Here is a 26988-nt window from a genome sequence, read left to right as displayed (position 1 = left end):
GGAAAACCATCCCTCTCGAAGTCTCGTCCGGCGGCCGGTCGTGCCGTCCGGACCGCCTTGCGGACACCATTAGAGCACGCAATTCAATTGTGCACAACTCAATGCCGCGCCGGGCGTTACCCTGGAGCCATGACCACCACGCCGACCCCTGGCACCCAGGCTCCCGAGGACGCAGCGGCCGACGAGTATCTGCGCCTCGACCGCCAGATCTGCTTCTCGCTGCACGCCGCCTCCCGCGCCTTCAACGGCGTCTACCGGGTCGTCCTCAAGGAGCTGGGGCTCACCTACCCCCAGTACCTGGTGATGCTGGTGCTGTGGGAGCGGGGCGAACTGGGGGTGAAGAAGCTCGGCGAGCATCTGCGGCTGGACTCCGGGACCCTGTCGCCGCTGCTGAAGCGGCTGGAGGCGGCGGGTCTGGTGCGGCGCGAGCGCAGCACCGCGGACGAGCGGTCCGTACGGGTCCGCCTCACCGAGGACGGTTCGGCGCTGCGGGAGCGGGCCCTGCTGGTGCCCCGCCGGATCGGCGCGGCGACGGGCTTCGACCTGGCGGAGATCAACGATCTGCGGGACCGCCTGGACCGTCTGACCCGGGCCCTGGACTCGGCGGCGCTGAACCCGGCGACCCTGGAGGAGACTCCGTAGCCCCGCCGGGACGCCCGCCCTGCCGCGCCTGGCGCCGCACATAGAGGCGAAGGGTGACGCCGCGGGACACGTACTTCTCCCGGGTGATGAACTCCTCCTTCAGTACCGCGAGTTTGGCCGCTTCGGTGGCGTCCCCGGGGGTCCAGGAGGGCCGTAGCGCGAACCGTCCGCCGACCACCCAGACCCGGTCCAGCCCGTCGAGCCGCCGCCGCAGTTCTCGGGGGCCGGTCTCCCGGCCGTAGAGGGTGCCGTCGACGGGCGCGGGCACCGCGAGCGCCACGTCCCGGACACCCCGGAACCCGGCGGGATAGGCCAGCGCCGACCGCCGCTCCAGCGAGGGCAGGAACAGCACCGGGTCCCCGGGCCGCACCGCGCGGCTCACGGCGGCGGCGACGGCGGCGAGGTCGTCGGGCCGGTTGGCGGCCTTCCGGTCGGCCTCCAGCGCGGGAAGCTGCACCACCAGCGCCGTACAGACGAGGGCCGCCCCGGTCAGCGCCCCGGCGTGCCGCCGGACCGGCGCGGGCCGCCGCGGGACCGGGAGCCCGCCGGACGCGGGGAGCGGGGGCCGCTCCCGCAGCGCCACCCCGGCACCACCCGGCACCTGCGGACGCGGCACCGGGAGCGGGGCCCCGCAGGCGATCCCCCCGCCGGGGCACGGGAGTTCATCCGGCGGCGGGAGCAGAGCCGGGCGGCCACCCCCGCCCCGGCGGACGGACGACACCCAGCCCGCCACCCGCTCCGCCCCCGCCGCGGCCAGCAGGGGCGCACCGGCCAGCGCGTACAGCACATAGCGGTCGTCGTAGAGCGGGGTGAGGCGGGACACCGCCATCAGGACCACCGGCGGGACCAGCAGCAGCGGCAGTGCCACCGTGCTGGGCGAGAGTCCCCGCCGGGCACCGGGCGCGCCCACCGCGGCCGCCATCAGCAGGAGATACGGCACCAGCACCGCCCGCGACGGCCCCGCGAACTCCCGCAGCAGCCGCTCCGCGCTGTGCCAGTCGGGCCGCGCCAGCCACGCCACCTGTGCCGACTGCCCCCGTGACACCAGCGCCAGGGGCAGCAGCACCAGCACCGCGGCACCCGCCGCGCACGCCCACCCCCGCCACACCCTTCCCGGCACCCGGGCGAGGGCCAGCGTGCAGGCATGGGCGAGCAGCACCAGGACCGCGAACTCGTGCAGCACACAGGTGACGGCGAGGACGGCCGCGTAGAGACCCCATCCGGCGCCCCCGGCCGCCCGCACCAGCAGCAGGGTCGCGCCCGCGACCCCGGCGGCGACCAGCGCGTAGCTGCGGCCCTCCTGCGCATAGTGCCCGACCATCGGTGTGACCGCGTAGAGCAGGCCCGCCCACAGTCCGGCGCGCGGGCGGCACAGCCGGACGCCCAGCGCGGCGACCAGTCCCGTGGCCGCGACCGCCCCGCAGACCGAGGGCAGCCGCAGCAGCACCTCACCGGGGTGGACGGCCAGCACCCCGTGCATCAGCAGGTAGTACAGGCCGTGCACCGCGTCCACCTGGTGCAGCAGATGCCAGATCTGCGCGGGAGAGCGGCGCGCGACCTCGAAGGTGGCCGCCTCGTCCCGCCACATGCCGCCGCGGTCCAGCCCCCACAGCCCGAGCGCGAGCATGACACCCATGGGCACCAGGACGGCCGCGCGCTCCGTATGCCTCACCACCGAGCGACTCATGGGGGCATTCAACAGGTACCGACTTAGTACTATTAACCAACCTTTGCCGCGTATTGACGGCGTATCTGCACACTCGTGACATCCGGGCGGCTTACCATCCGGGCTTGATGAGTGCCTTGAAGAGTGCCATGGAGCCACCCGCGCCCCCGCCTGCGTCGCCACCGCCGTTCCGGAAGAGGGGCCGCAGGACACTTCGGTTGCTTCTCCTCGCCACCGGCTGGCTAGCCACCCGGACGCTGATGCTGTGGCTGCTGGCGCACGACCAGTACCCGCTGCTCGGCCGGGGCGGAGTGGCCCGCGAGGTGTGGAGACTGTACTTCCACTGGTACGGCGTCCTCTCGCACGGCGCGTTCCCCTCGGGCGACCAGCTGTGGCAGTACCCCCCGGGCGCGGGCGCGGTCCTGCTGTCACCCGCGCTGCTGCCGGGCCTGACCTACTTTCAGGCGTTCGTCGCCCTCACCCTGCTCACCGACGCCGTCATCACCCTCGCCCTCGCCGTGGCGGGCAGCCGCCCGGGCCGCTCGCTGCGGGGCGCGGTCCTGTGGACGGCGGGCCTGCCCCTGCTGCTGCACATTCCGCTGGCCCGGTACGACGTCCAGGTCACCGCCTTCGCGGTGATCTCGCTGCTGACGCTGTCCCGGCTCCCCCGGGTGGGCGGCGCGTTCGCGGCCCTGGGCGCCCTGGTGAAGGTCTGGCCGGCCCTGGCGCTGCTCGGCACCCCGCGCGGCCGCGGCACCCGGCAGGCGTGGACGGCGGCCGCGGTCACCGCGGTCACCCTGCTCGCCCTGCTGGTGGCGCTGTTCCGCAACCCGCTGGACTTCCTGCGCCAGCAGGGCGGCCGGGGCGTGCAGATCGAGTCGCTGGGCGGCACGGCGCTGATGCTCGCGCGCCGGGCGGGCTGGCCGGGGCGCACCCGCTACCAGTACGGGGCCGTGGAATTCGTCGGCCCGCATGTGCACACGGTCGCCACCGCTTCGCTGGTGCTGACCGCGGTGGCCTTCGCGCTGCTGGTGCTGTGGCGGGTGCGGGCCCGCCACTGGACGCCCGCGACGCCCTTCGACGCGGCCCTGGCGGCGGTGCTGCTGTTCACGGTGACCAGCCGGGTGATCAGTCCCCAGTACATGGTGTGGCTGATCGGGCTGAGCGCGGTCTGCCTGACCTCGCGGCACACCACCCAGCGGGCGGTGGCCCCGCTCGTCCTGGCCGCGAGCGCGGTGAGCACGATGGAGTACCCGGCCCTCTACGCGGATGTCATCAACTGCACCTGGACGGGCTGTCTGCTCATGGTCGTACGCAACGGGCTGCTGGCCCTCGCCGCGATCCTGTCCTTCGTCCGGCTGTGGCGCTCCGGACGCCCCGCCCCTCGGCGGACCGAGGACGTCCCGCCGGGGGATCCCGACCGGATCCCCGCACTTTTCCCCACGCACGGTTAAGTCACTCTTAACGGATCATTACCAGGTCTGCCTACGCTCCGGGTTCGTGGAATCGATGCACCCTCACGATGGACAGGTCGGCGTCGTCGTCATCGGCTACGACGACGCCGCGCATGTCACCGTCGCGGTGCGCTCGGCCCTGGCACAGGGCGGGATCGTCCGCGAGGTGATCGCGGTCGACGACTGCTCGGCGGACGGCAGCCCCGCGCTCCTCGACGCCCTCGCGGCCGAGGACCCGCGGGTGAAGGTGGTGCGCAGGACCGTCAACAGCGGCGGCTGCGGCACCCCCCGCAACGACGGGATCGACGCGGCGACCGCCCCGTATCTGATGTTCCTGGACAGCGACGACATCCTGCCGCCCGGCGCGGTGGACGCCCTGCTGATGGCGGCCGTCGCGCACGGGACCCCGGTCGCCGCGGGCCTGTGCGTGCGCCGCGAACTGCCCTCGGGCCGGGAGGTCCCCTGGGAGCCGGAGCTGTACGAGCGGCCCGCGCTGGTCTCCCACCCCTCCCGGCGCCCCCGGCTGGCGCACGACACCCTGTGCGTCAACAAGCTGTACCGCACCGACTTCCTGCGGGAGCACGGCATCCGCTTCCCCGAGGGCCGCTTCCCCTACGAGGACTTCGTGTTCACCGCGCGGGTGCTGGCCGCGGGTCCGGACATCGCCCTGGTGCCGGAGACCGTGTACATCTGGCAGGTGCGCCGGGCGGCACGGCGGCTGTCGATCTCCCTCGACCGCGCCGGGGTCGACAACTGGCAGGCCCGGATCGAGGCCTCCCGCCAGGCCCACGAGATCCTGCTCGGCGCCGGGGAGAAGCGGCTCGCCCGGGCGGCTCGCGCCACCTTCCTGGACCGGGGCCTGCGGATGTACGCGCGGGAACTCCCGCTGCACGACGCCGAGTACCGCCGCCGGTGGTGGGCGCTCACCCGGGCGTATCTGGCGGACTTCGACGCCGCCGACCTGGCGCAGGCGTCCGTGCCGGGGCGGGTCGTGGCACAGGTGGTGCTCGCCGCCGAGGAGCCCCGCGATCTGCACCGGATCAAGGAGCTGGCGGCCCGCCCGGCGCGGCTGGCCCCGCCCTACGCACGGGCCGAGGACGGCACCCCGCTCTGGGCGGCGGATCTGCCGCAGGTCCGGCTCGAACATCTGCTGCACCGGCCCCTGCGCCACCTCCCGCTCGCCGTCGACGCGGAGCTGCGGCCCCGCGCGCACGGCACCCGGCTGCGGCTGCGCCTGCACGAGCTGTACGGACGGGTGGAGAACGCGCGGCCGCACCGGGTGGACGTGGAGTTCGTACGGCGGGAGGGCGACGCCCGGGTGGGACTCGCCGCCACCGCCGCGCTCCGGCCGGACACGGCGTCCGGCGGCTGGACGGCCGAGGCGCCCGTGGACCTGGCCGCGCTCGGCGCCGGGACCTGGGACCTTCGGCTGACCCTCCGCTTCGACGACGGCACCAGCCGCGACACCACCGCCCACGCCCTGGCGGGCCCCGGACTGCTGGCCCGCCGCGCGGTGCCGAGCGCCCGGCACGGGATCCTGCTGGTGCAGCCCTACGCGACGCACTCCGGGGCGCTGGCCCTGCGGGTGGCACCGGGCCTGCGCGGCACGGCGGCGGTCGCGGGCCGCAGACTCCGGCGCCTGCTTCACTGGACCTGACGCGTCGGAGGAAGGAAGGGCAGCTCATGACGTGGCTGATCACCGGCGGCGCCGGGTACATCGGGGCGCATGTCGTCCGCGCGATGACCGGGGCGGGCGAACGCGCCGTGGTGTACGACGACCTGTCCACGGGCATCGCCGAGCGCGTACCCGCCGACGTACCGCTGGTGCGGGGCTCCACCCTGGACGCGGCGCTGCTGCGCCGGGTGCTGGCGGAGCACGCGGTGCGCGGGGTGGTGCACCTCGCGGCCAAGAAGCAGGTCGGCGAGTCGGTGGAACTGCCGCTGCACTACTACCGGGAGAACGTGGAGGGCCTGCGGGTCCTGCTGGAGGCGGTGACGGACGCGGGGGTTCCCTCGTTCGTGTTCTCCTCCTCCGCCGCGGTGTACGGCATGCCGGACGTCGATCTGGTGACGGAGGACACGCCGTGCGTGCCGATGTCGCCGTACGGCGAGACCAAGCTGGCGGGTGAGTGGCTGGTCCGCGCGACCCACCGCGCCAGCGGCCTCGCGACGGCGTCCCTGCGCTACTTCAATGTCGCGGGAGCGGCGGCACCGGAACTGGCCGACACCGGTGTCTTCAACCTCGTCCCCATGATCTTCGAACGGCTGACCGAGGGCGCGGCCCCGCGCATCTTCGGCGACGACTACGCGACCCCCGACGGCACCTGCGTCCGCGACTACATCCATGTGGCCGACCTCGCGGAGGCCCATGTGGCGGCGGCCCGCGCGCTCCGGGCGGCCCCCGGCACCGGCCTCACCCTCAACATCGGCCGTGGGGAGGGCGTCTCGGTGCGCGAGATGATCGACCGCATCAACGCGATCACGGGCTACGACATCCCACCGGCCGTCACCCCGCGCCGCCCCGGCGACCCCGCCCGGGTCGTCGCCTCGGCCGACCGCGCCGCCGAACAACTGGGCTGGACCGCGAAGCACGACGTGACGGACATGATCGCCTCCGCCTGGGAGGGCTGGGTCCGCAGGCATCCGGGGGCGGCCCGGAGTTAGGGCCTCTCGTTTGGATCAGGCCGGGCTCGCGGGCCCTGGCACCGCGCCTCAGGCCGCGGTCCTCGTACGGTCCGGGAGCTGCGGGAAGACGACACCGGTCAGCTCCTCCGAGACCGTCCACAGGCGGCGGGCCGAGACGGGGTCGCTGGCCGCGTGGGAGCGGCCGACCAGGGTGGGCGCGCCCCGCATCTCGCCGGGTCCGTCCGGGCCGACGTAGCTCGCGCCGGGCAGCTCCCGGAGGGCGGCGTAGAGGGTCGGCCGGGCGCCCGCCCGGTCGTCCTGGGCCAGGAACCGGTTGCCCGCCAGCATCGCCGCCCGGCGCAGGGCACTGGCGTCATGGCTCTGGAGGTTGGTCGCGGCCCAGCCGGGGTGGGCGGCGAGGGCGCGCACCGGTGAGCCGGACTCCGTCAGGCGGCGCTGGAGTTCCAGGGTGAAGAGCAGATTGGCGAGCTTGGACTGCCCGTACGCCACCATCGGCGCGTACTCGCCGGTCAGATTCAGATTGTCGAAGTGGATGTGCATGCCGACCGGGAGGCGGTGCGCGCCCGAGGAGACGGTCACCACGCGGTCCGTGACCTGGGGCAGCAGCAGGTTGGTGAGGGCGAAGTGCCCGAGGTGGTTGGTGCCGAACTGAAGCTCGAAGCCGTCCTTGGTGGCGGCTTCGGGCACGTTCATCACACCGGCGTTGTTGATGAGCAGGTCCAGGTCGCCCTGCCAGCGCGCGGCGAACTCCCGTACCGAGGAGAGGTCGGCGAGGTCCAGCCGGCGCACCTCGACGCGCCCCCGCGCACCGCGGATGGTCTCGGCGGCCGCCGCGCCGCGCCGCTCGTCCCGCACGGCGAGCACCACATGGGCGCCCGCCCGGGCCAGCGCACCGGCGGCCGCGAGACCTATCCCGCTGTTGCCTCCCGTGACCACGGCGGTACGACCCGCCTGATCGCCTATATCCGTCTCATCCCATTTACGCGGCTTCTGCTTCTTCGTCATGTCCCTCAATGTAGGCGTCGACAACAATGCTGTCAATGACAACAAAGGTGACACCGTCCACAATGTAGGCGCCGTTCACATCGCCGCTAGAATGCCCCGCATGCACACGCGCCGCCGCTACCACCACGGAGACCTCCGCGCCGCCCTGCTCGACCGCGCGGAGGAGACCCTCCGGGAGAAGGGCCCGGGCGCCCTGTCCCTCCGGGAACTCGCGCGCGAGCTGGAGGTCAGCCACGCCGCACCGAGCCGCCACTTCAAGGACAAGCAGGCGCTGCTCGACGCCCTGGCACTGACCGGCTTCGACCGGCTCGACGAGCGGATGAGGGCGTCACTCCAGGAGGCGGGCGAGCCGTTCGCCGACCGGCTGAGGGCCACCGCGCACGCCTACGTCGACTTCGCCACCGCCAACGCGGAACTGCTCGACCTGATGTACTCCATCAAGCACACCCCCGAGGCGTCCGAGGCCCTGCTCGCCGCCTCCCAGCGGTGGACGGAGCGCACCCTGAGCCTGATCGCCGAGGGCCAGCGGCGCGGCGAGGTCCGCGAAGGCCCCCTGGAGCGCGTGGGCATCGGTGTCTTCTCCACCCTGCACGGCTACGCCACCCTCGCCGCGAGCGGCTCCCTCCCCGCGGAGATCCGCGCCCACGGCCTGGACGACCTGATCACCTACGTCCTCCACGGCTGCGCACCGGAGAAAAGAGCCTGAGACCGGCCGCGGGACACCCGTACGCTGCCCCGACGACCGAAGCGCACTCCGCGGACGCGGCCCGCCCCTTCGACCGCGCGATCGCCGCCGTCCTCGGCTCCGCCGTGGGCGACGCGCTGGGCGCGCCCTTCGAGTTCGGCCCGGAGGGGGCGTTCTCCGCCCGCTTCCCCCGGCCGGGGCAACGGCGGGGAGATGTGCGGGGGCGGCGGCTGGGACCCGGGCGAGGCGACCGACGACACGCAGCTGGCGGTGCTCCTCGGGGAGTCGCTCGCCGAGTGCGGCGGGCTCCGGCTCCCGGACGTCTTCGAGCGGTTCCGGCGGTGGGCGGCGGCGGACCCCAAGGACATCGGCCTGGCGACCGAGGCCGTCCTCACCGGCGGCGACCCGTGGGACCTCGCCGCCGCACTGCACTTCCAGGTGAACCAACGGGCCGCGGGAAACGGCGCGTTGATGCGCGCGACCACCTCGGCGGTCCACTTCGCGCCCCTGGGGCGGCGGGCCACCATGGATGCCGCCCGCAGGATCGCCGCACTCACCCATGGGGACCGCGCGGCCTGGGAGGGCACCGCGCTCTTCCACGAACTGATGCGCGTGGCGCTGGCCGGGGAGGACCCCCTCGCCGCCCTCCCGGAGGCCCTCGCGGCCGTCCACCCCGGACACCGCGCCCGCTATGCGACCGTCCTGGCCCCGGACTGGCATCCGGACCGGGCCACGGAGTTCAACGGCGCGGTCTGGCCCTGTCTCGGCTCCGCCGTCTGGGCACTGCGGACCACGACGTCGTACGAGGAGGCCGTGCGCGCCGCCATCGATCTGGGCGGTGACACGGACACGGTCGCGGCGGTGACCGGCGCCCTGGCCGGGGCGGTGCACGGGCCGGAGGCCATCCCCGAGCGCTGGACGGACGTTCTCCATGTGCCCCTGCCGGGCTTCGGCGCCCGGATCCTGCGCACGCCCCACCTCACCGAACTGGCCCGACGGCTGGTGTCCCCGACGGTCACCCCGTCCTGAGCGATCCCCGCCCGAGCACACCGTCCCGGCCGTCGGGCCGCGCCCTGTCCCGGTCCCAGAGAACCCCAAGACCCCCGGGCTCTACAGCGCCTTCAGTGCCCCCGCCGTGGCGCGGGCCAGGCCCGCCAGATAGCCCTTCGGCAGCTTCGGGCCCCGTACGACGGCCGCGCGCCAGTACAGGGGGCCGGAGATCAGGTCGAGGGCCAGCTCCTGGTCGATGTCGGGGCGGATCTCGCCGCGGGCGGCGGCCGCCGCGACGATGCCGCTGGCCACGCTCTGCTGGCCCTCCCGCAGCGCCTTCTGCATGGCGTCCGCGATCTCCGGGTTGCGGGCCGCCTCCGCCTGGAGGTCCGGGATGATCTGCCCGGCGACCGGGTGGCGCAGGGCGCGCGACATCACCTCGTACAGCAGACGCAGATCCGCCTCCAGGGATCCCGTGTCGGGAGCCGGGAGGCCCTGGACCGCGACAGCCGAGACCAGGTCGAGCACCAGGTGCAGCTTGGAGCGCCACCGGCGGTACACCGCCGTTTTGCCGACGCCGGCCCGGCGCGCGATGCCCTCGATGGACATCCGGGCGTAGCCGACGGCCGCCAGCTCCTCGAAGACGGCCACTCGAATGGCCTCGGTCACGTCCTCGCGCAGTACGGCCGCACCCGCGGGCGCCCTGCGGCGCCGTTTCACCTGGGGAGTGTCGGCGTTCGTGGTCATGCGGACCAGCATAGGGCGTGACGTCGAAACGGTTGCGTTCCGACGTCAAAACGGCTTACGCTCACGTTACGACGATACGGTCCCGTCCCGACGTAAAGAGCAGGAGTCCAAAGTCCCAAGGGCGGCAAAAATCCCGCCACGCGAGGCAAGACCCGGGCAAGAAAGATGAGAAAAGCCGGGCCGAGCCCCCCAGTCGGGACATCGCGGCGGAAGACTGCGGACCCGTTCGCGCAACCGACCCCCCGAGCGAAAGCAGCGGATGTGAGCCAGGTCCTCCACACACCGCCCCCCACGGCAGCCGAAGCGGCCGAGACCCCGGAACAGCTCGCCGCCCGGCACGGCCTCACGGTCAGCGGTGCACGCCCGACACTGCCCGAGTACGTCCGCCAGCTGTGGGCGCGACGCCACTTCATCTCGGCGTTCGCCACCGCCAAGCTCACCGCCCAGTACAGCGAGGCGAAGCTCGGCCAGGTGTGGCAGATCATGACGCCCCTGCTGAACGCGGCGGTGTACTACTTCACCTTCGGTGTGCTGCTGGGCACCAAGCACGGCGTCCCGGACTACATCCCGTTCCTGGTCACGGGTGTGTTCGTCTGGACGTTCACCCAGAGCTCGATCATGGCGGGCACCCGCGCGATCTCCGGGAACCTGGGCCTCGTCCGTGCCCTGCACTTCCCGCGTGCCGCGCTCCCCGTCTCCTTCTGCATCCAGCAGCTCCAGCAGCTGCTGTTCTCGATGGCCGCCCTGGTCGTCATCCTGCTCTGCTTCGGCGTGCCGGTGGCGGTCTCCTGGGTGCTGGCGATCCCCGCGCTGGTCCTCCAGTTCATGTTCAACGCCGGCATGTCGCTGATCATGGCCCGGATGGGCGCGAAGACCCCGGACATCGCCCAGCTGATGCCGTTCATCCTGCGCACCTGGATGTACGTCTCGGGCGTCATGTGGAGCATCGACCGGCTCACCAAGGCGGACCACCTGCCGCACCTGGTCACCGTCGCCCTGGAGACCAACCCGGCCGCCGTCTACATCGACCTCATGCGCTTCGCGCTGATCGACAGCTTCCACGCGCACCAGCTGCCCCACCACGTCTGGGCGGCGGCGATCGCCTGGGCCGTGATCGTCGGCATCGGCGGCTTCATCTACTTCTGGAAGGCTGAGGAGACGTACGGCCGTGGCTAATCCGATCAGCGACTCGAACATCCCCACCGTCATCTGCGACGGCGTCGACATCGTCTACCGCGTCAACGGCACGGGGGCCGGCCGCGGCTCCGCGACCGCCGCGCTCAACCGCATCATGCGCCGCCAGCAGGCGGAGAAGGCGGCGGGCGTCCGCCGGGTGCACGCCGTCAAGAACGTGTCCTTCACCGCCTACAAGGGCGAGGCCATCGGCCTGATCGGCACCAACGGCTCCGGAAAGTCGACGCTGCTCAAGGCCGTCGCCGGACTGCTGCCCGTCGAGAACGGCAAGATCTACACCAACGGCCAGCCCTCCCTGCTCGGTGTGAACGCGGCCCTGATGAACGACCTCACCGGCGAGCGGAACGTCTACCTCGGCGGCCTCGCCATGGGCATGTCCCGGGAGCAGATCAGGGAGCGCTACGAGGGCATCGTCGACTTCTCCGGCATCAACGAGAAGGGCGACTTCATCACGCTGCCCATGCGGACCTACTCCTCCGGTATGGCCGCCCGGCTGCGCTTCTCCATCGCCGCCGCCAAGGACCACGACGTCCTTCTGATCGACGAGGCCCTCGCCACCGGCGACCGCTCCTTCCAGCGGCGGTCCGAGGAGCGCATCCGCGAGCTGCGCCAGAGCGCGGGCACCGTCTTCCTGGTCAGCCACAACAACAAGTCGATCCGGGACACCTGCGACCGGGTGCTGTGGCTGGAGCGCGGAGTGCTGCGCATGGACGGCCCGACCGAGGAAGTCCTGGAGGCTTACGAGGACTTCACGGGCGGCCGGGACAAGAAGGACCCGGAACCGGCGCCCCAGCCGAAGGCAAAGGCGCCCGCGCAGTAGTTGTTCCGTCCGCGGACGGCGCGCGACGGCGGCGGCCCCCCGGACGACGGCGGTACCGCTGCCGGACGGCACGGGCGACGAATGATGAGGGGGGGGCGGACCAGGTGGTCCGCCCCCCCTCACTCGCCCGTCCGCCGCCCGTCCGCCGCCGCCCGCTCAGCGCACCACCGCGTACAGCACCTGGCCCGCGGGCCCCGAGGCGACGCGGCGCAGCCCCGGGTCGCCGGGCTTCAGTCCGCCGTCCGACGGGCGCTGCACCACCCACCGCACCTGGTAGGAGCGCAGCACCTCCAGCTGCGCGCTCCGCGTCGACCCGGCCGCGAAGTACGTCCGCACCGCCGCGTTCCGCTTCGCCTCGTCCGGCAGGAAGAAGTCCGGGTAGCCCGGCGCCACGGTGTACGCGCCGTACGCCGGGACCTGCCGGGCGGGGAACACGGGCGCCATCACCACGTCCCCGTACCGCACCCACGGGGTGATCCAGTGGTAACCGGTCCAGGGCGGCCGGTACTTGGCGGCGACCGGCGCGGGCAGCGCGTGCCGCCCCACCGCGTAGCCGAGTACCCCCGCCTGCGCCCAGGCGCCGAAGGTGAGCGCGGCCGCCAGCAGGGCCGCCCCCGCGTTCCGCAGCGCGCCGCGTGTCGCGCCGGCCACCTCGACGGCCGCCGCGAGCTGCGCCGGGACCAGTACGGCGGGCAGCGCCCGACCCCAGGAGTAGTGGCCGGTCAGCCCGCCCGCCGCGAACACCGCCACGCCGAGCAGGAAGAACACCACCAGCGGGTCCCGCGGATCGCGGCGCGCCCGCACACCGAGCGCCGCCACCCCGAGCAGGACCAGACCGAACCGCGTCAACAGGTGCTGGTACAACGGCCGGTGGATGGCCTCCAGACCGCCCGCGCCGAACAGCGCGAAGAAGTCGTAGTACGGCCACAGCGCGAGGACCAGCACGCCGAGCAGGATCCCGGTGCCGAGCCGGAGCCAGGCCCGGCGCCCGGCGCGGGCACCGGCCAGCGTCCCGAGCGCGCCCAGCGTGGCCACCACACCGGTGAACTGATGGCAGAGCAGGATCACCGCCCACAGCGCACCGAGTCCGAGGAAGACGCCCCACCCCGCGGGTTCGCCCTTCAGGGCCCGGGTCAGCAGGGCCCAGAAGTGGAAGGCGAGCCCCAGCGCGAGCGCGCTCGGGTAGGCCACCGTCAGCGCCAGGGAGTTGAGGCCGATGAAGCCGCTCCAGTTGAACACCTGGGAGCCCCACAGCAGCACCAGGCAGAGCAGGGCGAGCGGCGGCGCCGACCGGCGGTCGGTCAGCTCGCGGACGTATCGCCATACGCCCGTCACCAGCAGGGTCAGGCCGAACAGGGCACCGATGCGCAGCACGGCCCAGACGGACAGCCCGGTGAGCCGGGCGAGCACGCCGAGGAAGACGGTCCACGGCGAGTAGTACGGGCTCGGGGTGTTCTCGTCGACCAGGGGGTTGCCGGGGTCCAGCAGCCGGTGCCGCAGCCGCTCCACGGTGGCCGCGTGCATACCGAGGTCACCCGCCCAGGGCAGCCGCACGATCACCAGCAGCATCAGGACCACGAACAGGGTTACGGCCGCCCAGAGGGCGGTGCCCGCGGCGCCGCGCGGGGTGCGGACGGCCGCGAGGGGCCCTCCGGGTCCGGTGAGCCGTCTGCCGGGCCCCCGGGTTCCGCCGGTGTTCCCGGTGGTGACACTCATCGGGCGACAGGGCCCTGCTTCGCCTCCTGCTGGAACACCCAGGTCCGGTACACCAGGAATCGGAACGCCGAGGCCAGCACGATCGACAGCGCCTTGGCGGCGTTGGAGCCGAACGGGCCGTCCATGCCCAGGCTGTGGTAACCGGCGTAGAAGAGCACGCTCTCCATCACCACGCCGAGCCCGCTGAAGACGAAGAACAGCATGATCTGCCGACGGGTGCGCGAGGCGCGGTCCCGGTAGGCGAAGAAGCGGAAGCCGAGGTAGTTGGTGCCCATGGCGATGACGCTGGCGAGCACCGTCGCCGTCATGGGCGCCCAGCCCAGGCCGTGCAGCAGGGCGTTGAAGACGAGGAAGTTGACCGCGACACCGCTGCCGCCGACGACCCCGAACTTGGCCACCTCGACCGCGATGTGCCGGGCCCGCGCCAGCGCCGGTGCGACGGCGGGCGCGGGGGCGGCGACAACGGTCTCGGCTGCCGGGCCGACGACCTGCGGCAGCGGCTCGGAGAGGTTCACAGTCACGGGAAGGGGTCCTCCACACTCGTCGGACGATCACGCCAAACCTAGTCCAAATGACGTGTTTAGCGAGCGCGGGTAAATCGATCGCCGTATTTCCCCTAGGTCTTGACAAGAAAGCGGTACGGGACGGGCGGCCGCGGGCAGGGTCTCCGGATACGCGAAACGGGGGCGCCCCCCGTGAGGGGCGCCCCCGCCGTCGTACCGCGGACCGCGCGCTAGCTGTGCGTCCGCAGCAGCGTCCGCATGGTGCGCATGGCGACCGAGAGGTTCGCGAGGTCGAAGGAGTCCGAGCCCGCGATCTCGTCCAGGGTCGTCCTGGCCCGGGCCAGGATCGCCCCGTTCTTCTCCTGCCAGGTCTCGAACCGCTGCTCCGGGGTGGCGGTCCCGTCGCCCGCGGCCAGCACCTCGGCCGTCAGACCCGCGTGGGCCGCGTAGAGGTCCTCACGGATCGCCGCGCGGGCCATCGACTGCCACCGGTCCGTGCGCGGCAGTTCGATGATGCGGTCCATCAGCTGGGTGATGGAGAGGCGGTCGGCGAGGTCGTAGTAGACCTCGGCGACGTCCATCGGGTCCTTGCCGGTGCGATCGGCGACGGAGACGATGTCCAGCGCGGGGAAGGCCGAGGAGAAACCGGCCACCCGGGTGGCGACCTCGTCCGGGACCCCGGCGCCGGTCAGCTCGTCGTAGATCTTCTGCCACCACTCCAGGTCCGCGCCGCGCAGCAGCTTGGGCAGCTCGCTCCAGACCTGCTCGACCCGGTCGCCGAAGAAGGCGATCGTCCCGGTGAGTTCCAGCGGCTGCGGCCGGTTGTTGAGCAGCCAGCGGGTGCCGCGCTCGACCAGCCGCCGCGAGTGCAGCCGGATCCGGGTCTGGACGTCGGCGTCGACCTTGTTGTCGAGGGCCTCGACCGCGTCCCACACCGCACCCGAGTGGAAGATGGCGCGGGACGCGGTCTGCGCCCGGACGATCTCCTCCAGCGAGGCGCCCGTCTCCTCGCGCATCCGGTGCAGGAAGCTCGTACCGCCCGTGTTGACCGTGTCGTTGACCAGCAGGGTCGTCGCGATCTCCCGGCGCAGCGCGTGGCCGTCGATCTGCTCGGGGAACCGCTCGCGCAGCGCCGTCGGGAAGTAGTCGTGCAGCAGGCCCCGCAGATACGGGTCGTCGGGCAGCTGCGTCTCCAGCAGCTCCTTGGCGACCGTGATCTTGGTGTACGCCAGCACGACGGCCGTCTCCGGGCCGGTCAGGCCCTGGCCCGCGGTCAGCCGCTCGCGGATCTGGCGGTCGCTGGGCAGGAACTCCAGCGCCCGGTCGAGGTGGCCCTCGCGCACCAGGTGGCGCAGGAAGCGCGCCTGCGCGTGCAGCATGTCCTTCGACTGGAAGAGGGCGTTGGCGATCGCCGTGTTCTGCGCGTAGTTGTTGCGCAGCACCAGCGTGCCGACCTCGTCGGTCATCTCGGCGAGCACCCGGTTGCGCTGCTTGACCGTCAGATCGCCGTTGGCGACGACCGCGTTGAGCAGGATCTTGATGTTCACCTCGTGGTCGGAGGTGTCCACGCCCGCGCTGTTGTCGATGGCGTCGGTGTTGATCCGGCCGCCGTCCTGGGCGAACTCGATCCGGCCGAGCTGGGTCAGGCCCAGGTTGCCGCCCTCGCCCACGACCTTGACCCGCAGGTCCTTGCCGTCGACCCGGATGGCGTCGTTCGCCTTGTCGCCGACGTCCGCGTTGGACTCCGCGGAGGACTTGACGTAGGTGCCGATGCCGCCGTTCCACAGCAGGTCCACCGGCGCGCTGAGGATGGTCCGCATCAGGTCGGCCGGGGTCATCTTGGCGACCGTGCCCTCGATGCCCAGCGCCTCGCGGATGTGCGCGTTCAGCGGGATCGACTTCGCGGACCGCGGGAAGATGCCGCCGCCCGCGGACAGCAGGGCGGTGTCGTAGTCGGCCCACGAGGAGCGCGGCAGGTCGAACAGGCGGCGGCGCTCGGCGTAGGAGGACGCCGCCTCCGGGGCGGGGTCGATGAAGATGTGCCGGTGGTCGAAGGCCGCGACCAGGCGGATGTGCTCGGACAGCAGCATGCCGTTGCCGAACACGTCGCCGGACATGTCACCGATGCCGACCACGGTGAAGTCCTCGGCCTGGGTGTCCACGCCCAGCTCGCGGAAGTGCCGCTTCACGGACTCCCAGGCGCCGCGCGCGGTGATGCCCATCTTCTTGTGGTCGTAGCCCGCCGAGCCGCCGGAGGCGAAGGCGTCGCCCAGCCAGAAGCCGTAGCTCACGGCGACCTCGTTGGCGATGTCGGAGAACGTCGCCGTGCCCTTGTCCGCGGCCACCACGAGATAGGTGTCGTCGGTGTCGTGCCGGACCACGTCCGCGGGCGGCACGACCTCGCCTGCCACCATGTTGTCGGTGATGTCCAGCAGCGCCGAGATGAAGGTGCGGTAGCTGCGGATGCCCTCCGCCAGCCAGGCGTCCCGGTCCTCGGCGGGGTCGGGCAGCTGCTTGGCGACGAAGCCGCCCTTGGCGCCCACGGGCACGATGACGGTGTTCTTCACCATCTGCGCCTTGACCAGGCCGAGGATCTCGGTGCGGAAGTCCTCACGCCGGTCGGACCAGCGCAGACCGCCGCGCGCGACCTTGCCGAAGCGCAGGTGCACGCCCTCGACACGCGGCGAGTACACCCAGATCTCGTACGCCGGGCGTGGCGCCGGCAGATCCGGGATGGCCTGCGGGTCGAACTTCATGGACACGTAGTCGTGCGGGGTGCCGCCGCGCGACTCCTGGAAGAAGTTGGTGCGCAGGGTCGCCTTGATCAGGGTGAGGAAGGACCGCAGGATCCGGTCCTCGTCCAGCGAGGCGACCTGGTCGAGGGCGGCGTCCAGCTCCTCCAGCAGGGCGTCGGTCAGCTCCAGACCGGCCCGCTGCCGCTCGGGCGACATCCGCGCCTCGAACAGCGAGACGAGCAGCCGGGTGGTGTGGACATTGTTGCGGAGGGTGTCCTCCATGTAGTCCTGGCTGAAGGTGGAACCGGCCTGGCGCAGGTACTTGGCGTACGCGCGCAGCACCATCGCCTGCCGCCAGGTGAGCCCGGCACTCAGCACCAGGGCATTGAAGCCGTCGTTCTCGGCCTGCCCGGTCCAGGTCGCGGCGAAGGCGTCCTGGAAGCGCTCACGGGCGTCGTCGCCGAGCTGGTCGCCGCCTGCCACCAGGGACTTCGGCAGGCGCAGTCCGAAGTCGTAGATCCACGCGATGGTGCGGTCCGTGCAGCGCAGCTCGTACGGGCGCTCGTCGATGACCTCGACGCCGAGCCGCTGGAGCACCGGCAGCACGGCGGACAGGGAGACCGCCTCGCCCTTGCGGTAGATCTTGAAGCGGCGCTCGCCGGGGCCGACACCCACCGGCTCGTACAGGCTGAGCGCGAAGTTCCTGCCGCCCTCGTCGGTGGTGAGCTGCTCCAGGTGGACCAGGTCGGCGACCGCGGCGCGGGGGGTGTGGTCGGCCTTGTAGCCCTCGGGGAAGGCGTTGGCGTAGCGGCGCTGGAGCTCGGAGGCGCGCTCCTCGCCAAGTTCGGCGTTCAGCGCCTCGGCGAAGGAGTCGGCCCAGGAGCGGGCGGCCTCCGCCAGGCGTGCCTCGATGCGCTCCTTGTCGGCGTCGGACAGCTCGGGCAGCTCGGTGCCCTGCGGGACGCGCACCACGAAGTGCAGACGGGACAGGATGGACTCGGTGTTCCAGGCCGTGAAGTCGACGCTGGTGCCGCCGAGTTCCTCCTTGAGGATGTCGATGATCCGCAGCCGGACACCGGTGGTGTAGCGGTCGCGCGGGAGGTAGACGAGGGCCGAGTAGTAGCGGCCGTACTCGTCCTGGCGCAGGTAGAGCCGCAGTCGGCGGCGCTCCTGGAGGTAGAGGACCGAGGTGACGATGGAGCGCAGTTCGTCGACCGGGGTCTGGAACAGCTCGTCGCGCGGGTAGGTCTCCAGGATCTGGAGCAGGTCGCGGCCGTCGTGGCTGTGCGGGGAGAACCCGGCGCCCTTGAGGACCTGGTCGACCTTGCGCCGGATGACCGGCACCCGGCGCACGGACTCGGTGTAGGCGGCGGACGAGAACAGGCCGAGGAAGCGGCGCTCGCCGACGACATTGCCGTTCTCGTCGAACTTCTTCACGCCGACGTAGTCGAGGTACGAGGGCCGGTGCACGGTCGCGCGACTGTTGGCCTTGGTGAGGACCAGCAGCCGGTGCTCGCGGGCCTTGGCGCGGGCGTCGGCGGGCAGCCGCTCGAAGGACGGGCTGACCGGGTGGGCCTCGTCGCTCGCGTGGTGCGGGTCCGAGCGCAGTATGCCGAGCCCGGTGCCTGGCACGGCGGCCAGCGAGTCGTCCTCGCGCAGCTCGTACTCGCGGTAGCCGAGGAAGGTGAAGTGGTCGGCGGACAGCCAGCGCAGCAGCTCACCGGCCTCCTCGAGCTCCGCGTCGGGCAGGTCCGCGGGCACCGGCTCCTTCTGGAGGTCGGCGGCGACGCGCAGCGCGCAGTCGCGCATCTTCTCCCAGTCCTCGACGGCCTCGCGGACGTCGGACAGGACGCGCAGCAGGTCCGCGGTGATCTGCTTGAGGTCGGCGCGGTCGGTCTCGCGGTCGATCTCGACGTGGATCCAGGACTCGACATGCGCGTCGTGCGGCAGGTCGCCGCCGGGTACCGCGGGCAGCACCTCCAGCAGCTTGCCGGTCAGATCGCGGCGGACCACGAACTGCGGGTGGACGACGACATGGATGCCGCGGCCCTGCCGGGACAGCTCATTGGTGACCGAGTCGACCAGGAAGGGCATGTCGTCGGTCACGACCTCCACCACGGAGTGGCTGCAGGTCCAGCCGTTCTCCTCGACGGTGGGGGTGTGGACGCGCACGTTCGCCGTGCCCTGGGGGCGCGTCTCGGCCAGCCGGTAGTGCGAGAAGGCGGCACCCAGCACGTCGACCGGATCGCGGTCGGCCAGGTCCTCCGGGGCGGTGTGCAGGTAGTAGCGCTGGAGGAACGTGAGCACGGTGTCCCGGTCCGGGGCCCCCGCGCCCTTCGTCCCAGTCGGTAGGTGCCCCCCGACCGGGCTGTTCTCAGCTACCCGGGCGGCCCTCTCGAGCAGCTCGGCCTTGGCTTCGTCCAGCTTGGTCTGCATTGTCCTCTGGCTCCTGTCGCGCGCCGTTGCGTGACGTAGAAGGAAGTACGGTCTCTTCTCCGACGTGACGCCGTGACGCGGGATGTCCGGTCTCTGTCGACGCCATGCCGCTTGGAGAGATGAGCGAGGAGTTGTCGGCCGTGTCCGGCACCCTCGGCGACTGTGACGCTGCTCCCGGCGCGTTCCGCGCCTCTCGCGTCCCCGGCGCCCCAGCTGCCGCACCGGGCGCCTGCGGCGCCCTGTACGACCGGCCCCGCCTGCGAAGACCAGCGACCGCCGCCCGGTCACGGACACAGTCCGTGCTCACCGGGCGCACAGCAGGGACGACGACGTCCCCGCGAGGTATCGCGCTGATCACGCCCCCAGGCTATCGCTCTCCCCCGGGGGCACGTCATGAGCCGTATGTGTACAAAAGAGGGGGGTGAACTTTGACGTTCTGCACAGGGACGAAGTGGGCCCCTCCGTGCAGGGCCCCCGAAAAGCACCGCGCAGGACCCCCGACGGACCCACGCAGAGCCCACGACGGACCCGCACAGAGCCCACGACGCCACACCGCGCCGGGTTCCCCGCGTGCCGCACGGGGCCGTGTGTGCCGTCGGTACTCGGTGTGCAGGGCCGTCGGTGCACGCCGTGCGGAGCCGTCGGTGCGAGCATGGCGGTACGAACCGTACGGGCCCCCTTGGCAGCGCCCCCGGCCTTGAGGCACGTTGCCGGAAGGCACTCGACGGGCCGACCGCACGACCGAGGGGAGCACAGCGCACATGACGCAGAAGATCCTGATCGTGACCGGCGACGCGGCGGAATCACTGGAGGTCCTCTACCCCTACCAGCGCCTTCGCGAGGAGGGATACGAGGTCCACATCGCGGCACCGAGCCGCAAGACCCTCCGCTTCGTCGTCCATGACTTCGAACCCGGCTTCGACACCTACACCGAGAAGCCCGGCTACACCTGGCCGGCCGACCTGGCCTTCGCCGATGTCGACCCCGGGGACTACGTCGCCCTGGTGATCCCCGGCGGCCGCGCCCCCGAATACCTCCGCAACGACCCCGAACTCCGCAAGATCGTCAAGTCGTTCTTCGACACCGACCGGCCGGTCGCCCAGATCTGCCACGGCCCGCTGCTCACCGCCTCGGTCGACGCCCTGCGCGGGCGGCGGGTCACGGCCTATCCGGCGCTGGAGCCGGACATGCAGGCCTGTGGCGCCACTTTCCAGGACACCGAGGCGGTCGTCGACGGCACCCTCGTCTCCTCCCGCGCCTGGCCGGACCATTCCGGCTGGATGCGGGAGTTCCTCACGGTGCTGCGGGCGAAGGCACCGGCGAGCTGAGAGGCGGCGCCGGGACAGCGGCATGAGGGCGCGGCGTCCCTCGGGGGGCCTCCGGGGTGGCGCCGCGTCCCCCTCACGCCACCAGACGCCCGGCCTCCGCGACGGCTTCCTCCAGCGTGTCGACCACCGGCGCGCCGGCCCCCTCCAGGCTCGCTCGGCCGTGCGAGCCACCGGTGTAGAGCACGGCCCGCGCCCCGACGTGCCGGGCGGCCAGCGCGTCGTCGGCGGCGTCCCCGATGACCACCGTGCGCGCGGGGTCGACGGTGCCGAGGGCCTGTATATGGCGGACCATGTGCTCGGCCTTGCTGCCGCCGGAGGGGCCCGTCCGCCCCTCCACCCGCAGGAAGTGCGTCTCGATCCCGAACCCCCGCACGAGCGGCACCAGTTCCTCGTGCACATACATGCTCAGCAGGGACTGGCTGCGGCCCGCCGAGCGCCAGCCCGAGAGCAGCTCCACCGCGCCCGTGGTGAGCCCGCACCGGACCCGGTGCTGCGCGTAGTGGCGGTGGAAGGCCCCGTCCATGACCTCCCACTCGATCTCGGTGGGCAGCCGCCCCATCAGCCGCTCGTAGAACTTCGGCACGGGCACGCAGTACAGCGCCCGGTACCGCTCCAGCGTGATCGGCTCCAGACCCAGCTCCGCGAACGCCGCGTTCGTGGCTCCGATGATCGCGTCATTGTCGTGGAACAGCGTCCCGTTCCAGTCCCAGACGATGTGCGCGTTCTCCTGCATCCCCATGCCTGAAAACGTACCCGGCCCCACTGACAATCACCGCACCCCGGCCACGAGAGGCCCGCGGGGGCTGATCAGAGGGAACGGGGTCGGCAGGGTGGATCACTGAGCCGGGCCAGCGGGGCGCGTAGGTGGAGCCGGGTCAGCGGGGCGAACCCAGGAGGTTCGGGATCTCCTGGGTCGCGTACCAGAGCAGCTCGTGATCCTCGGCACCGTCCACGACGAACTGGGCGTCGTCGTCCCCGCCCTCGGCGGCCGGGACGGCCCGGGCCGCCGCGGCCACCTCCGCCTCGGCGTCGTCCGCGTCGACATGCACCGCGGCCGCCTTGGCCAGCGGGACGGCTCCCGCCACCCGTACCTCGCCGAGCGCGGCCGGGTCCAGCGCGCGGTCGGGGTCGGCCGCCGCCGCGCCGTCCGGCACGTCCACCGCGACGACGACCCGGCGCCGCGGCGCGTCCGGGTCCTGCGCCAGCAGCCGCAGGGAGGCCAGCGCGGCCCGGCTCAGCGCCGCGTACTCCAGCTCCTCGATGTCGTCGCAGAGGTACCACTCGCGCAGGGCGGGGGTGACGGCATACGCGGCCACCGGTCCGGAGCCCAGCTCGCCCGTCTTGTACGCCTCGGCGAGACCGGAGAGGGTCAGAGGGACGTAGACGCGCATGACGAGCCGCTTTCGTAGTCGGTCAGGGACGCCGGGCGGCCCCTGGGAGCCTCCGGCGAGTCACCCCAGGATACGTGCGCGTGTCCCCCTTCGAGCCCCTCCGAACCCGTACCCCACCGTCAACCGGGCAGCGCGATCTCACCCTCCCCGTCCCCTCCGCGCCAGGGCCAAGGCCCCCTCTCCCACCCTGATAGGTGAACTTTCCGTGCGACGGCGCCCGGCCCCGCGCCGCCGAAGAATCCGCTTCACCCGGTGGAGGATCCCGGCGACAAGTTACCCACTGGTACCAGCCGCTCCCGCGAAACGGGGATCCGCATGAACAAGGTCATGACCAGGAACGGCACACCCTCCGTCAAGCCCCGCCCGACCACCCGCCCACCGTCCCGCCACGACCCCCGCCACCCCACCGCAGCCCCGCACCGCACACCCCGCCGCCAGAACCCACCCTCGGGCACAACCCCGACGACGTCCGAAACACCCGCCACGACCCCGGCCCCGGCCTCGGCACGGCCCCGGAACGCACCGCCCACGGCACCGCGCACCCGCCAGAAGGCAACGACGCCGGGCTCCAGGCAGAAGGCGACAGCACCGGGCTCCAGGCAGAAGGCGACGACGCCGGGCACCCGGCGAAAGGCGACGACACCGGACGCCGCGAGGAGGCCGCCGACAACGGCCAGCCGCGCCCCCAGCGCCCGGGGCACGGCCACCGCACCGCCCCTGCCCGGCACCCCGGCCCAAGCGGCCCCGGCCCCCCACAAGATCCCGGTCCCCCGCGCGGTCCCCGTTCCCCAGCCGCGCCCGACCGACCTCTTCGCCGACCGTCTGCTGTCGGTGCTCAGCGGGCAGCGCCCGGTGCACAGCATGCTCCGCCACACCGCCGGCCGGGCCTACGACGAGCTGATCCGGCTCGCCGCGCACGGTCCGCTGCGTGCCCACGGCACCCGCCCGGTCGTCCGCGACATCGGCTACTACGTCCCGCGCCCGGGCGCGATCGAGGCCTTCGCCCGGATCGGCGCGGGCGACCAGCTGCGCGCCATGGCGTTCCGCCTGGAGTGCGGCCGCGACCGCCGCTGGCGCTGCACGGCGGTGGAACTGGGCGGCCCCCGGGCATCGCGGACCGACGAGGACTGAACGCAACGCCGAGGGGCCGGGCACCCCCAGGTGCCCGGCCCCTCGCGGAACTCATCCAGCCGTACCGCCGGGAGGCTGTCGCTCTCCCACCGAAGGCTGCCTCACTTCTTGCGGCGACGGCCGCCCTTGGCCTGCTTGCGGCGCTCCGCACGCGTCAGGCCGTCCGCCTCGGAGCGGACCGGCTCGCCGTCGTCACCGGCGAAGTCGCCCTCGACGATGCCGCCCTCGCCGTCCACGGTCGGCGCGGAGAAGTGCAGCCGCTCGCGGCGCTGCGGGGCCTCCAAGCCCTTGGCCCGGATCTCCGGGCGGGCCGCCTGGGCCGCCACGGCCTCCTCCTTCTCCAGCGAGGGCTGGGCCTCCTCGACGGGGACCTCCTCGACCTGCTGCTCGACCTGGACCTCCAGGTTGAACAGATAGCCGACGGACTCCTCCTTGATGCCCTCCATCATGGCGGTGAACATGTCGAAGCCCTCGCGCTGGTACTCGACCAGCGGGTCCTTCTGCGCCATCGCGCGCAGGCCGATGCCCTCCTGGAGGTAGTCCATCTCGTAGAGGTGCTCGCGCCACTTGCGGTCCAGGACCGACAGCACGACCCGGCGCTCCAGCTCACGCATGATCTCGGAGCCGAGCTGCGTCTCACGCTGCTCGTACTGCTCGTGGATGTCGTCCTTGATGGACTCGGCGAGGAACTCGGCGGTCAGCCCGGCGCGGTCGCCCGCGGCCTCCTCCAGCTCCTCGATGGTGACCTTCACCGGGTAGAGCTGCTTGAAGGCGCCCCACAGCCGGTCCAGGTCCCATTCCTCGGCGAAGCCGTCGGCGGTCTCGGCGGCCACATAGGCGTCGATCGTGTCGTCCATGAAGTGCTGGATCTGCTCGTGCAGGTCCTCGCCCTCCAGGACGCGGCGGCGCTCGCCGTAGATGACCTCACGCTGCCGGTTGAGGACCTCGTCGTACTTGAGGACGTTCTTCCGGGTCTCGAAGTTCTGCGTCTCGACCTGCGACTGGGCGGACGCGATCGCGCGCGTGACCATCTTGTTCTCGATCGGCACATCGTCCGGGACGTTCGCCATCGACATCACGCGCTCGACCATCTGGGCCTTGAACAGGCGCATCAGGTCGTCGCCCAGCGAGAGGTAGAAGCGGGACTCGCCGGGGTCGCCCTGACGGCCGCTGCGGCCGCGCAGCTGGTTGTCGATACGGCGGGACTCGTGACGCTCGGTGCCCAGCACATACAGGCCGCCGAGATCCTCGACCTCGTCCTTCTCGGCCTTGACCGCGTGCTCGGCCCGCTCCAGGGCGGTCGGCAGGGCCTGCGCCCACTCCTCGATGTGCTCCTCGGGGTCGAGCCCGCGCTGCCGCAGCTCGGCCTCGGCGAGGTCCTCGGGGTTGCCGCCGAGCTTGATGTCCGTACCACGGCCGGCCATGTTGGTGGCCACGGTCACCGCGCCCTTGCGGCCCGCCTGGGCGACGATCACGGCCTCGCGCTCGTGGTGCTTGGCGTTCAGCACCTCGTGCTGGATGCCGCGCTTGCTGAGCTGCTGCGAGAGGTACTCGGACTTCTCGACCGAGGTGGTGCCGACCAGGATCGGCTGGCCCTTCTCGTGCTTCTCGGCGATGTCGTCGACGACCGCCTCGAACTTCGCGACCTCGGTGCGGTAGATCAGGTCCGACTGGTCCTTGCGGACCATCGGCCTGTTGGTCGGGATCGGGACCACGCCGAGCTTGTAGATCTGGTGGAACTCGGCGGCCTCGGTCATCGCCGTACCGGTCATGCCGGAGAGCTTGTTGTAGAGGCGGAAGAAGTTCTGGAGGGTGATCGTGGCGAGCGTCTGGTTCTCGTCCTTGATGTCCACCCCTTCCTTCGCCTCGATCGCCTGGTGCATGCCCTCGTTGTAGCGGCGGCCCGCGAGGATACGGCCGGTGTGCTCGTCGACGATCATGACCTCGCCGTCGATGACGACGTAGTCCTTGTCCTTCTTGAACAGTTCCTTCGCCTTGATGGCGTTGTTCAGGTAACCGACGAGCGGGGTGTTCACCGACTCGTAGAGGTTGTCGATGCCCAGCCAGTCCTCGACCTTGGAGACGCCGGACTCGTGGATGGCGACCGTGCGCTTCTTCTCGTCGACGTCGTAGTCGCCGGTCTCCTCGAGGCCCTTCAGCGGGTTGCCCGCCTCGCCGCGCTTCAGCCGGACGACCAGCTTGGCGAAGTCGCCGTACCACTTGGTGGCCTGGTCGGCGGGGCCCGAGATGATCAGCGGTGTACGGGCCTCGTCGATCAGGATGGAGTCGACCTCGTCGACGACCGCGAAGTTGTGCCCGCGCTGGACCAGCTCGTCCTGCGACCACGCCATGTTGTCGCGGAGGTAGTCGAAGCCGAACTCGTTGTTCGTGCCGTAGGTGATGTCGCAGGCGTACTGCTCGCGGCGCTGGGCCGGGGTCATGTTCGCCAGGATGCAGCCGACGTCCAGTCCCAGGAACCGGTGGACGCGGCCCATCATCTCGGAGTCGCGCTCGGCCAGGTAGTCGTTGACCGTGACGATGTGGACGCCGTCTCCGGACAGGGCGTTCAGATACGCGGGCAGGGTACCGACGAGCGTCTTGCCCTCACCGGTCTTCATCTCGGCGACATAGCCGAGGTGCAGCGCGGCACCGCCCATCATCTGCACGTCGTAGTGACGCTGGCCGAGGACGCGCTTGGCGGCCTCGCGCACCGTGGCGAATGCCTCGGGCAGCAGGTCGTCGAGGCTCTCGCCGTCGGCGTACCGCTGCTTGTACTCATCGGTGAGGGCCCGCAGCTCGGCGTCGGAGAGGTCGACGAAGTCCTCTTCGATGGAGTTGACCTGGTCCGCGATGCGGTGCAGCTTGCGCAGGATCTTGCCTTCGCCTGCACGCATGATCTTCGAGAGGACGGACACGGGGGTTTGTCTCCTTGCCGGTCGGGCCTGGGACGGTCTTGTTATGTAGGACAGCTTGAGCAACGGCCATCGTAAGCGAGGACCCCGCCACGCCGGGAGGTCTGTCGCCGACAGCCACTAGGACAACGGACGGGCACGGCGGAAGGTGCCGCGTCCGTACCACGAAAAGTAACCGTCGCCTCACACGATGGTGGACGTGGGGGCCCGACGGCGTGGCGGCTGCGGCCCGGCGGCGCCGGGGGCCGGTCCGCCGCGGGAGAGGAGGGCCCGGTGTGACGGCGGTCCGGGAGCCGGGGTGAGAATCGGGCGATGGACCCCGTCACTCTGACCACCGACCGTCTGGTGCTGCGCACCGTGTGTCCGCAGGACGCCGACGCCGTGTTCGCGGCCGCCCAGGACCCCGACATCCAGCGCTGGACGACGATTCCGTCCCCGTATCTGCGTGAGCACGCGGAGGAGTTCACCGGCCGGATCGTCCCCGACGGCTGGGCCGACGGCTCGATGTTCACCTTCGGCGTCTTCCTGCCGTCCGGGGCGCTCGTCGGAATGCTGGGACTGACCCCGCACGCCCCGGACGCCGCCGAGGTGGGCTTCTGGACGGCCAGGGAGCACCGGGGCAACGGCTACACCGTCGAGGCGACGCTCGCCGCCGCGCGCTGGGCCTTCACCCGGCTGCCGGTCGACCGGCTGGAATGGCGTGCCGAGGTGGGCAACGCGGCCTCCCGCGCGGTCGCGCAGCGCGCGGGCTTCACCCTGGAGGGCGTCCTGCGCTCCGCGATCGAGAACAAGGGCGTCCGCAGGGACTGCTGGGTGGGCTCACTCCTGCCGTCCGACCTGGGGCTGCGGTCATCGATGCCGTACCTCCCGGCACCGACGACGACCGGGTAGCCGGAGGCCGGGGCCCACCGGCCGGCCCCCGGGCGTCGTCCGCAGGGTCCGACCGGGCCCCGGCGTTGTCCGCAGGGCCCGGTGCCCAGTCACGCG

At 72.0% G+C, this 26988-nt stretch carries 19 protein-coding genes and 1 pseudogene; 11 read left to right on the top strand and 9 right to left on the bottom strand.

Annotated elements, in window-relative coordinates:
- Positions 1 to 129: 129 nt before the first annotated feature.
- Positions 130 to 642: a MarR family winged helix-turn-helix transcriptional regulator gene (locus ACIHAA_RS30360; RefSeq protein ID WP_399822780.1), complete on the top strand. Its 513-nt coding sequence runs from the start codon at positions 130 to 132 to the stop codon at positions 640 to 642.
- Here ACIHAA_RS30360 and ACIHAA_RS30355 read toward each other — a convergent pair.
- Positions 554 to 2329 carry a hypothetical protein gene (locus ACIHAA_RS30355; RefSeq protein ID WP_399822779.1) on the bottom strand — a complete coding sequence of 592 codons (1776 nt, stop codon included), beginning with the start codon at positions 2327 to 2329 and terminating at the stop codon, positions 554 to 556. The two genes, ACIHAA_RS30360 and ACIHAA_RS30355, sit on opposite strands and share 89 nt — an antisense overlap.
- 128 nt (positions 2330 to 2457) lie before the next feature.
- Here ACIHAA_RS30355 and ACIHAA_RS30350 point away from each other — a divergent pair, with 128 nt between their 5' ends.
- Genes ACIHAA_RS30350 through galE form a run of 3 tightly spaced genes read left to right on the top strand, consistent with a single transcriptional unit; the run spans position 2458 to position 6426 of the window.
- Entirely contained in the window at positions 2458 to 3762 is a 1305-nt protein-coding gene (locus tag ACIHAA_RS30350) for a glycosyltransferase 87 family protein (protein WP_399822839.1), read from the top strand.
- A gap of 55 nt (positions 3763 to 3817) precedes the next feature.
- A complete protein-coding gene (locus ACIHAA_RS30345) occupies positions 3818 to 5419 on the top strand; it encodes a glycosyltransferase (protein ID WP_399822837.1) in 1602 nt (533 codons plus the stop codon).
- Between the two features lie 26 nt (positions 5420 to 5445).
- The gene (galE, locus tag ACIHAA_RS30340) at positions 5446 to 6426 is read left to right on the top strand and encodes a UDP-glucose 4-epimerase GalE (protein ID WP_399822777.1); all 981 of its coding nucleotides are present in this window, start codon (positions 5446 to 5448) and stop codon (positions 6424 to 6426) included.
- A 48-nt stretch (positions 6427 to 6474) separates the two neighbouring features.
- Here galE and ACIHAA_RS30335 read toward each other — a convergent pair whose 3' ends face one another.
- Positions 6475 to 7413 (bottom strand): oxidoreductase, encoded by a 939-nt coding sequence (locus ACIHAA_RS30335; protein WP_399822775.1) that lies wholly within the window; start codon positions 7411 to 7413, stop codon positions 6475 to 6477.
- Positions 7414 to 7513: 100 nt separating this feature from the next.
- Between ACIHAA_RS30335 and ACIHAA_RS30330 the strand changes: the two genes are divergently transcribed.
- The gene (locus ACIHAA_RS30330; protein ID WP_399822773.1) at positions 7514 to 8119 is read left to right on the top strand and encodes a TetR/AcrR family transcriptional regulator; all 606 of its coding nucleotides are present in this window, start codon (positions 7514 to 7516) and stop codon (positions 8117 to 8119) included.
- Positions 8120 to 8199: 80 nt separating this feature from the next.
- Positions 8200 to 9127, top strand: a pseudogene (locus tag ACIHAA_RS30325) (ADP-ribosylglycohydrolase family protein).
- An 81-nt stretch (positions 9128 to 9208) separates the two neighbouring features.
- On the opposite strand, the gene ACIHAA_RS30320 reads toward ACIHAA_RS30325, so the two are convergent.
- Positions 9209 to 9847, bottom strand: a complete 639-nt coding sequence (locus tag ACIHAA_RS30320) for a TetR/AcrR family transcriptional regulator (RefSeq protein WP_399822771.1) — start codon at positions 9845 to 9847, stop codon at positions 9209 to 9211.
- A gap of 249 nt (positions 9848 to 10096) precedes the next feature.
- Here ACIHAA_RS30320 and ACIHAA_RS30315 point away from each other — a divergent pair, with 249 nt between their 5' ends.
- The gene (locus ACIHAA_RS30315) at positions 10097 to 11011 is read left to right on the top strand and encodes an ABC transporter permease (protein ID WP_399822769.1); all 915 of its coding nucleotides are present in this window, start codon (positions 10097 to 10099) and stop codon (positions 11009 to 11011) included.
- Positions 11004 to 11849, top strand: a complete 846-nt coding sequence (locus tag ACIHAA_RS30310; RefSeq protein ID WP_399822767.1) for an ABC transporter ATP-binding protein — start codon at positions 11004 to 11006, stop codon at positions 11847 to 11849. Before ACIHAA_RS30315 ends, ACIHAA_RS30310 begins: the two co-directional genes overlap by 8 nt.
- A 156-nt stretch (positions 11850 to 12005) precedes the next feature.
- On the opposite strand, the gene ACIHAA_RS30305 is transcribed toward ACIHAA_RS30310, so the two are convergent.
- The 3 genes from ACIHAA_RS30305 to ACIHAA_RS30295 form a co-directional block, all read right to left on the bottom strand.
- Positions 12006 to 13565, bottom strand: coding sequence for a hypothetical protein (locus ACIHAA_RS30305; protein WP_399822766.1), 1560 nt, complete (start codon positions 13563 to 13565; stop codon positions 12006 to 12008).
- Positions 13562 to 14086, bottom strand: coding sequence for a GtrA family protein (locus tag ACIHAA_RS30300; protein ID WP_399822764.1), 525 nt, complete (start codon positions 14084 to 14086; stop codon positions 13562 to 13564). The genes ACIHAA_RS30305 and ACIHAA_RS30300 overlap by 4 nt, the downstream gene beginning before the upstream one ends.
- 212 nt (positions 14087 to 14298) lie before the next feature.
- Positions 14299 to 19239: an NAD-glutamate dehydrogenase gene (locus tag ACIHAA_RS30295; RefSeq protein WP_399822762.1), complete on the bottom strand. Its 4941-nt coding sequence runs from the start codon at positions 19237 to 19239 to the stop codon at positions 14299 to 14301.
- Positions 19240 to 20000: 761 nt separating this feature from the next.
- Between ACIHAA_RS30295 and ACIHAA_RS30290 the strand changes: the two genes are divergently transcribed.
- Complete coding sequence (locus ACIHAA_RS30290; RefSeq protein ID WP_399822761.1) at positions 20001 to 20567, top strand: DJ-1/PfpI family protein; 567 nt, start codon at positions 20001 to 20003, stop codon at positions 20565 to 20567.
- A 73-nt stretch (positions 20568 to 20640) separates the two neighbouring features.
- On the opposite strand, the gene ACIHAA_RS30285 is transcribed toward ACIHAA_RS30290, so the two are convergent.
- Positions 20641 to 21306 carry an HAD family hydrolase gene (locus ACIHAA_RS30285; protein WP_399822759.1) on the bottom strand — a complete coding sequence of 222 codons (666 nt, stop codon included), beginning with the start codon at positions 21304 to 21306 and terminating at the stop codon, positions 20641 to 20643.
- 136 nt (positions 21307 to 21442) lie between these two features.
- Positions 21443 to 21958: a DUF6912 family protein gene (locus ACIHAA_RS30280; RefSeq protein WP_399822757.1), complete on the bottom strand. Its 516-nt coding sequence runs from the start codon at positions 21956 to 21958 to the stop codon at positions 21443 to 21445.
- Positions 21959 to 22273: 315 nt separating this feature from the next.
- Here ACIHAA_RS30280 and ACIHAA_RS30275 point away from each other — a divergent pair, with 315 nt between their 5' ends.
- Positions 22274 to 23089, top strand: coding sequence for an Rv3235 family protein (locus ACIHAA_RS30275; protein WP_399822755.1), 816 nt, complete (start codon positions 22274 to 22276; stop codon positions 23087 to 23089).
- 101 nt (positions 23090 to 23190) lie between these two features.
- On the opposite strand, the gene secA is transcribed toward ACIHAA_RS30275, so the two are convergent.
- Positions 23191 to 26004: a preprotein translocase subunit SecA gene (gene secA / locus ACIHAA_RS30270; protein ID WP_399822754.1), complete on the bottom strand. Its 2814-nt coding sequence runs from the start codon at positions 26002 to 26004 to the stop codon at positions 23191 to 23193.
- A gap of 309 nt (positions 26005 to 26313) precedes the next feature.
- Between secA and ACIHAA_RS30265 the strand changes: the two genes are divergently transcribed.
- Complete coding sequence (locus tag ACIHAA_RS30265; protein ID WP_399822752.1) at positions 26314 to 26892, top strand: GNAT family N-acetyltransferase; 579 nt, start codon at positions 26314 to 26316, stop codon at positions 26890 to 26892.
- Positions 26893 to 26988: the final 96 nt, after the last annotated feature.

This window comes from Streptomyces sp. NPDC052040, from assembly GCF_044548405.1.
Taxonomy (GTDB): Bacteria; Actinomycetota; Actinomycetes; order Streptomycetales; family Streptomycetaceae; genus Streptomyces.
This window is presented reverse-complemented; position numbering and strand designations above follow the sequence as displayed.

What these genes read in the sequence shown, in the direction of transcription:
- ACIHAA_RS30360 (WP_399822780.1), top strand. Translation starts at nt 130, where the DNA reads ATGACCACCACGCCGACCCCTGGCACCCAGGCTCCCGAGGACGCAGCG.
- ACIHAA_RS30355 (WP_399822779.1), bottom strand. Translation starts at nt 2,329, where the DNA reads ATGAGTCGCTCGGTGGTGAGGCATACGGAGCGCGCGGCCGTCCTGGTG.
- ACIHAA_RS30350 (WP_399822839.1), top strand. Translation starts at nt 2,458, where the DNA reads ATGGAGCCACCCGCGCCCCCGCCTGCGTCGCCACCGCCGTTCCGGAAG.
- ACIHAA_RS30345 (WP_399822837.1), top strand. Translation starts at nt 3,818, where the DNA reads ATGCACCCTCACGATGGACAGGTCGGCGTCGTCGTCATCGGCTACGAC.
- galE (WP_399822777.1), top strand. Translation starts at nt 5,446, where the DNA reads ATGACGTGGCTGATCACCGGCGGCGCCGGGTACATCGGGGCGCATGTC.
- ACIHAA_RS30335 (WP_399822775.1), bottom strand. Translation starts at nt 7,413, where the DNA reads ATGACGAAGAAGCAGAAGCCGCGTAAATGGGATGAGACGGATATAGGC.
- ACIHAA_RS30330 (WP_399822773.1), top strand. Translation starts at nt 7,514, where the DNA reads ATGCACACGCGCCGCCGCTACCACCACGGAGACCTCCGCGCCGCCCTG.
- ACIHAA_RS30320 (WP_399822771.1), bottom strand. Translation starts at nt 9,847, where the DNA reads ATGCTGGTCCGCATGACCACGAACGCCGACACTCCCCAGGTGAAACGG.
- ACIHAA_RS30305 (WP_399822766.1), bottom strand. Translation starts at nt 13,565, where the DNA reads ATGAGTGTCACCACCGGGAACACCGGCGGAACCCGGGGGCCCGGCAGA.
- ACIHAA_RS30295 (WP_399822762.1), bottom strand. Translation starts at nt 19,239, where the DNA reads ATGCAGACCAAGCTGGACGAAGCCAAGGCCGAGCTGCTCGAGAGGGCC.
- ACIHAA_RS30290 (WP_399822761.1), top strand. Translation starts at nt 20,001, where the DNA reads ATGACGCAGAAGATCCTGATCGTGACCGGCGACGCGGCGGAATCACTG.
- ACIHAA_RS30285 (WP_399822759.1), bottom strand. Translation starts at nt 21,306, where the DNA reads ATGGGGATGCAGGAGAACGCGCACATCGTCTGGGACTGGAACGGGACG.
- ACIHAA_RS30280 (WP_399822757.1), bottom strand. Translation starts at nt 21,958, where the DNA reads ATGCGCGTCTACGTCCCTCTGACCCTCTCCGGTCTCGCCGAGGCGTAC.
- ACIHAA_RS30275 (WP_399822755.1), top strand. Translation starts at nt 22,274, where the DNA reads ATGAACAAGGTCATGACCAGGAACGGCACACCCTCCGTCAAGCCCCGC.
- ACIHAA_RS30265 (WP_399822752.1), top strand. Translation starts at nt 26,314, where the DNA reads ATGGACCCCGTCACTCTGACCACCGACCGTCTGGTGCTGCGCACCGTG.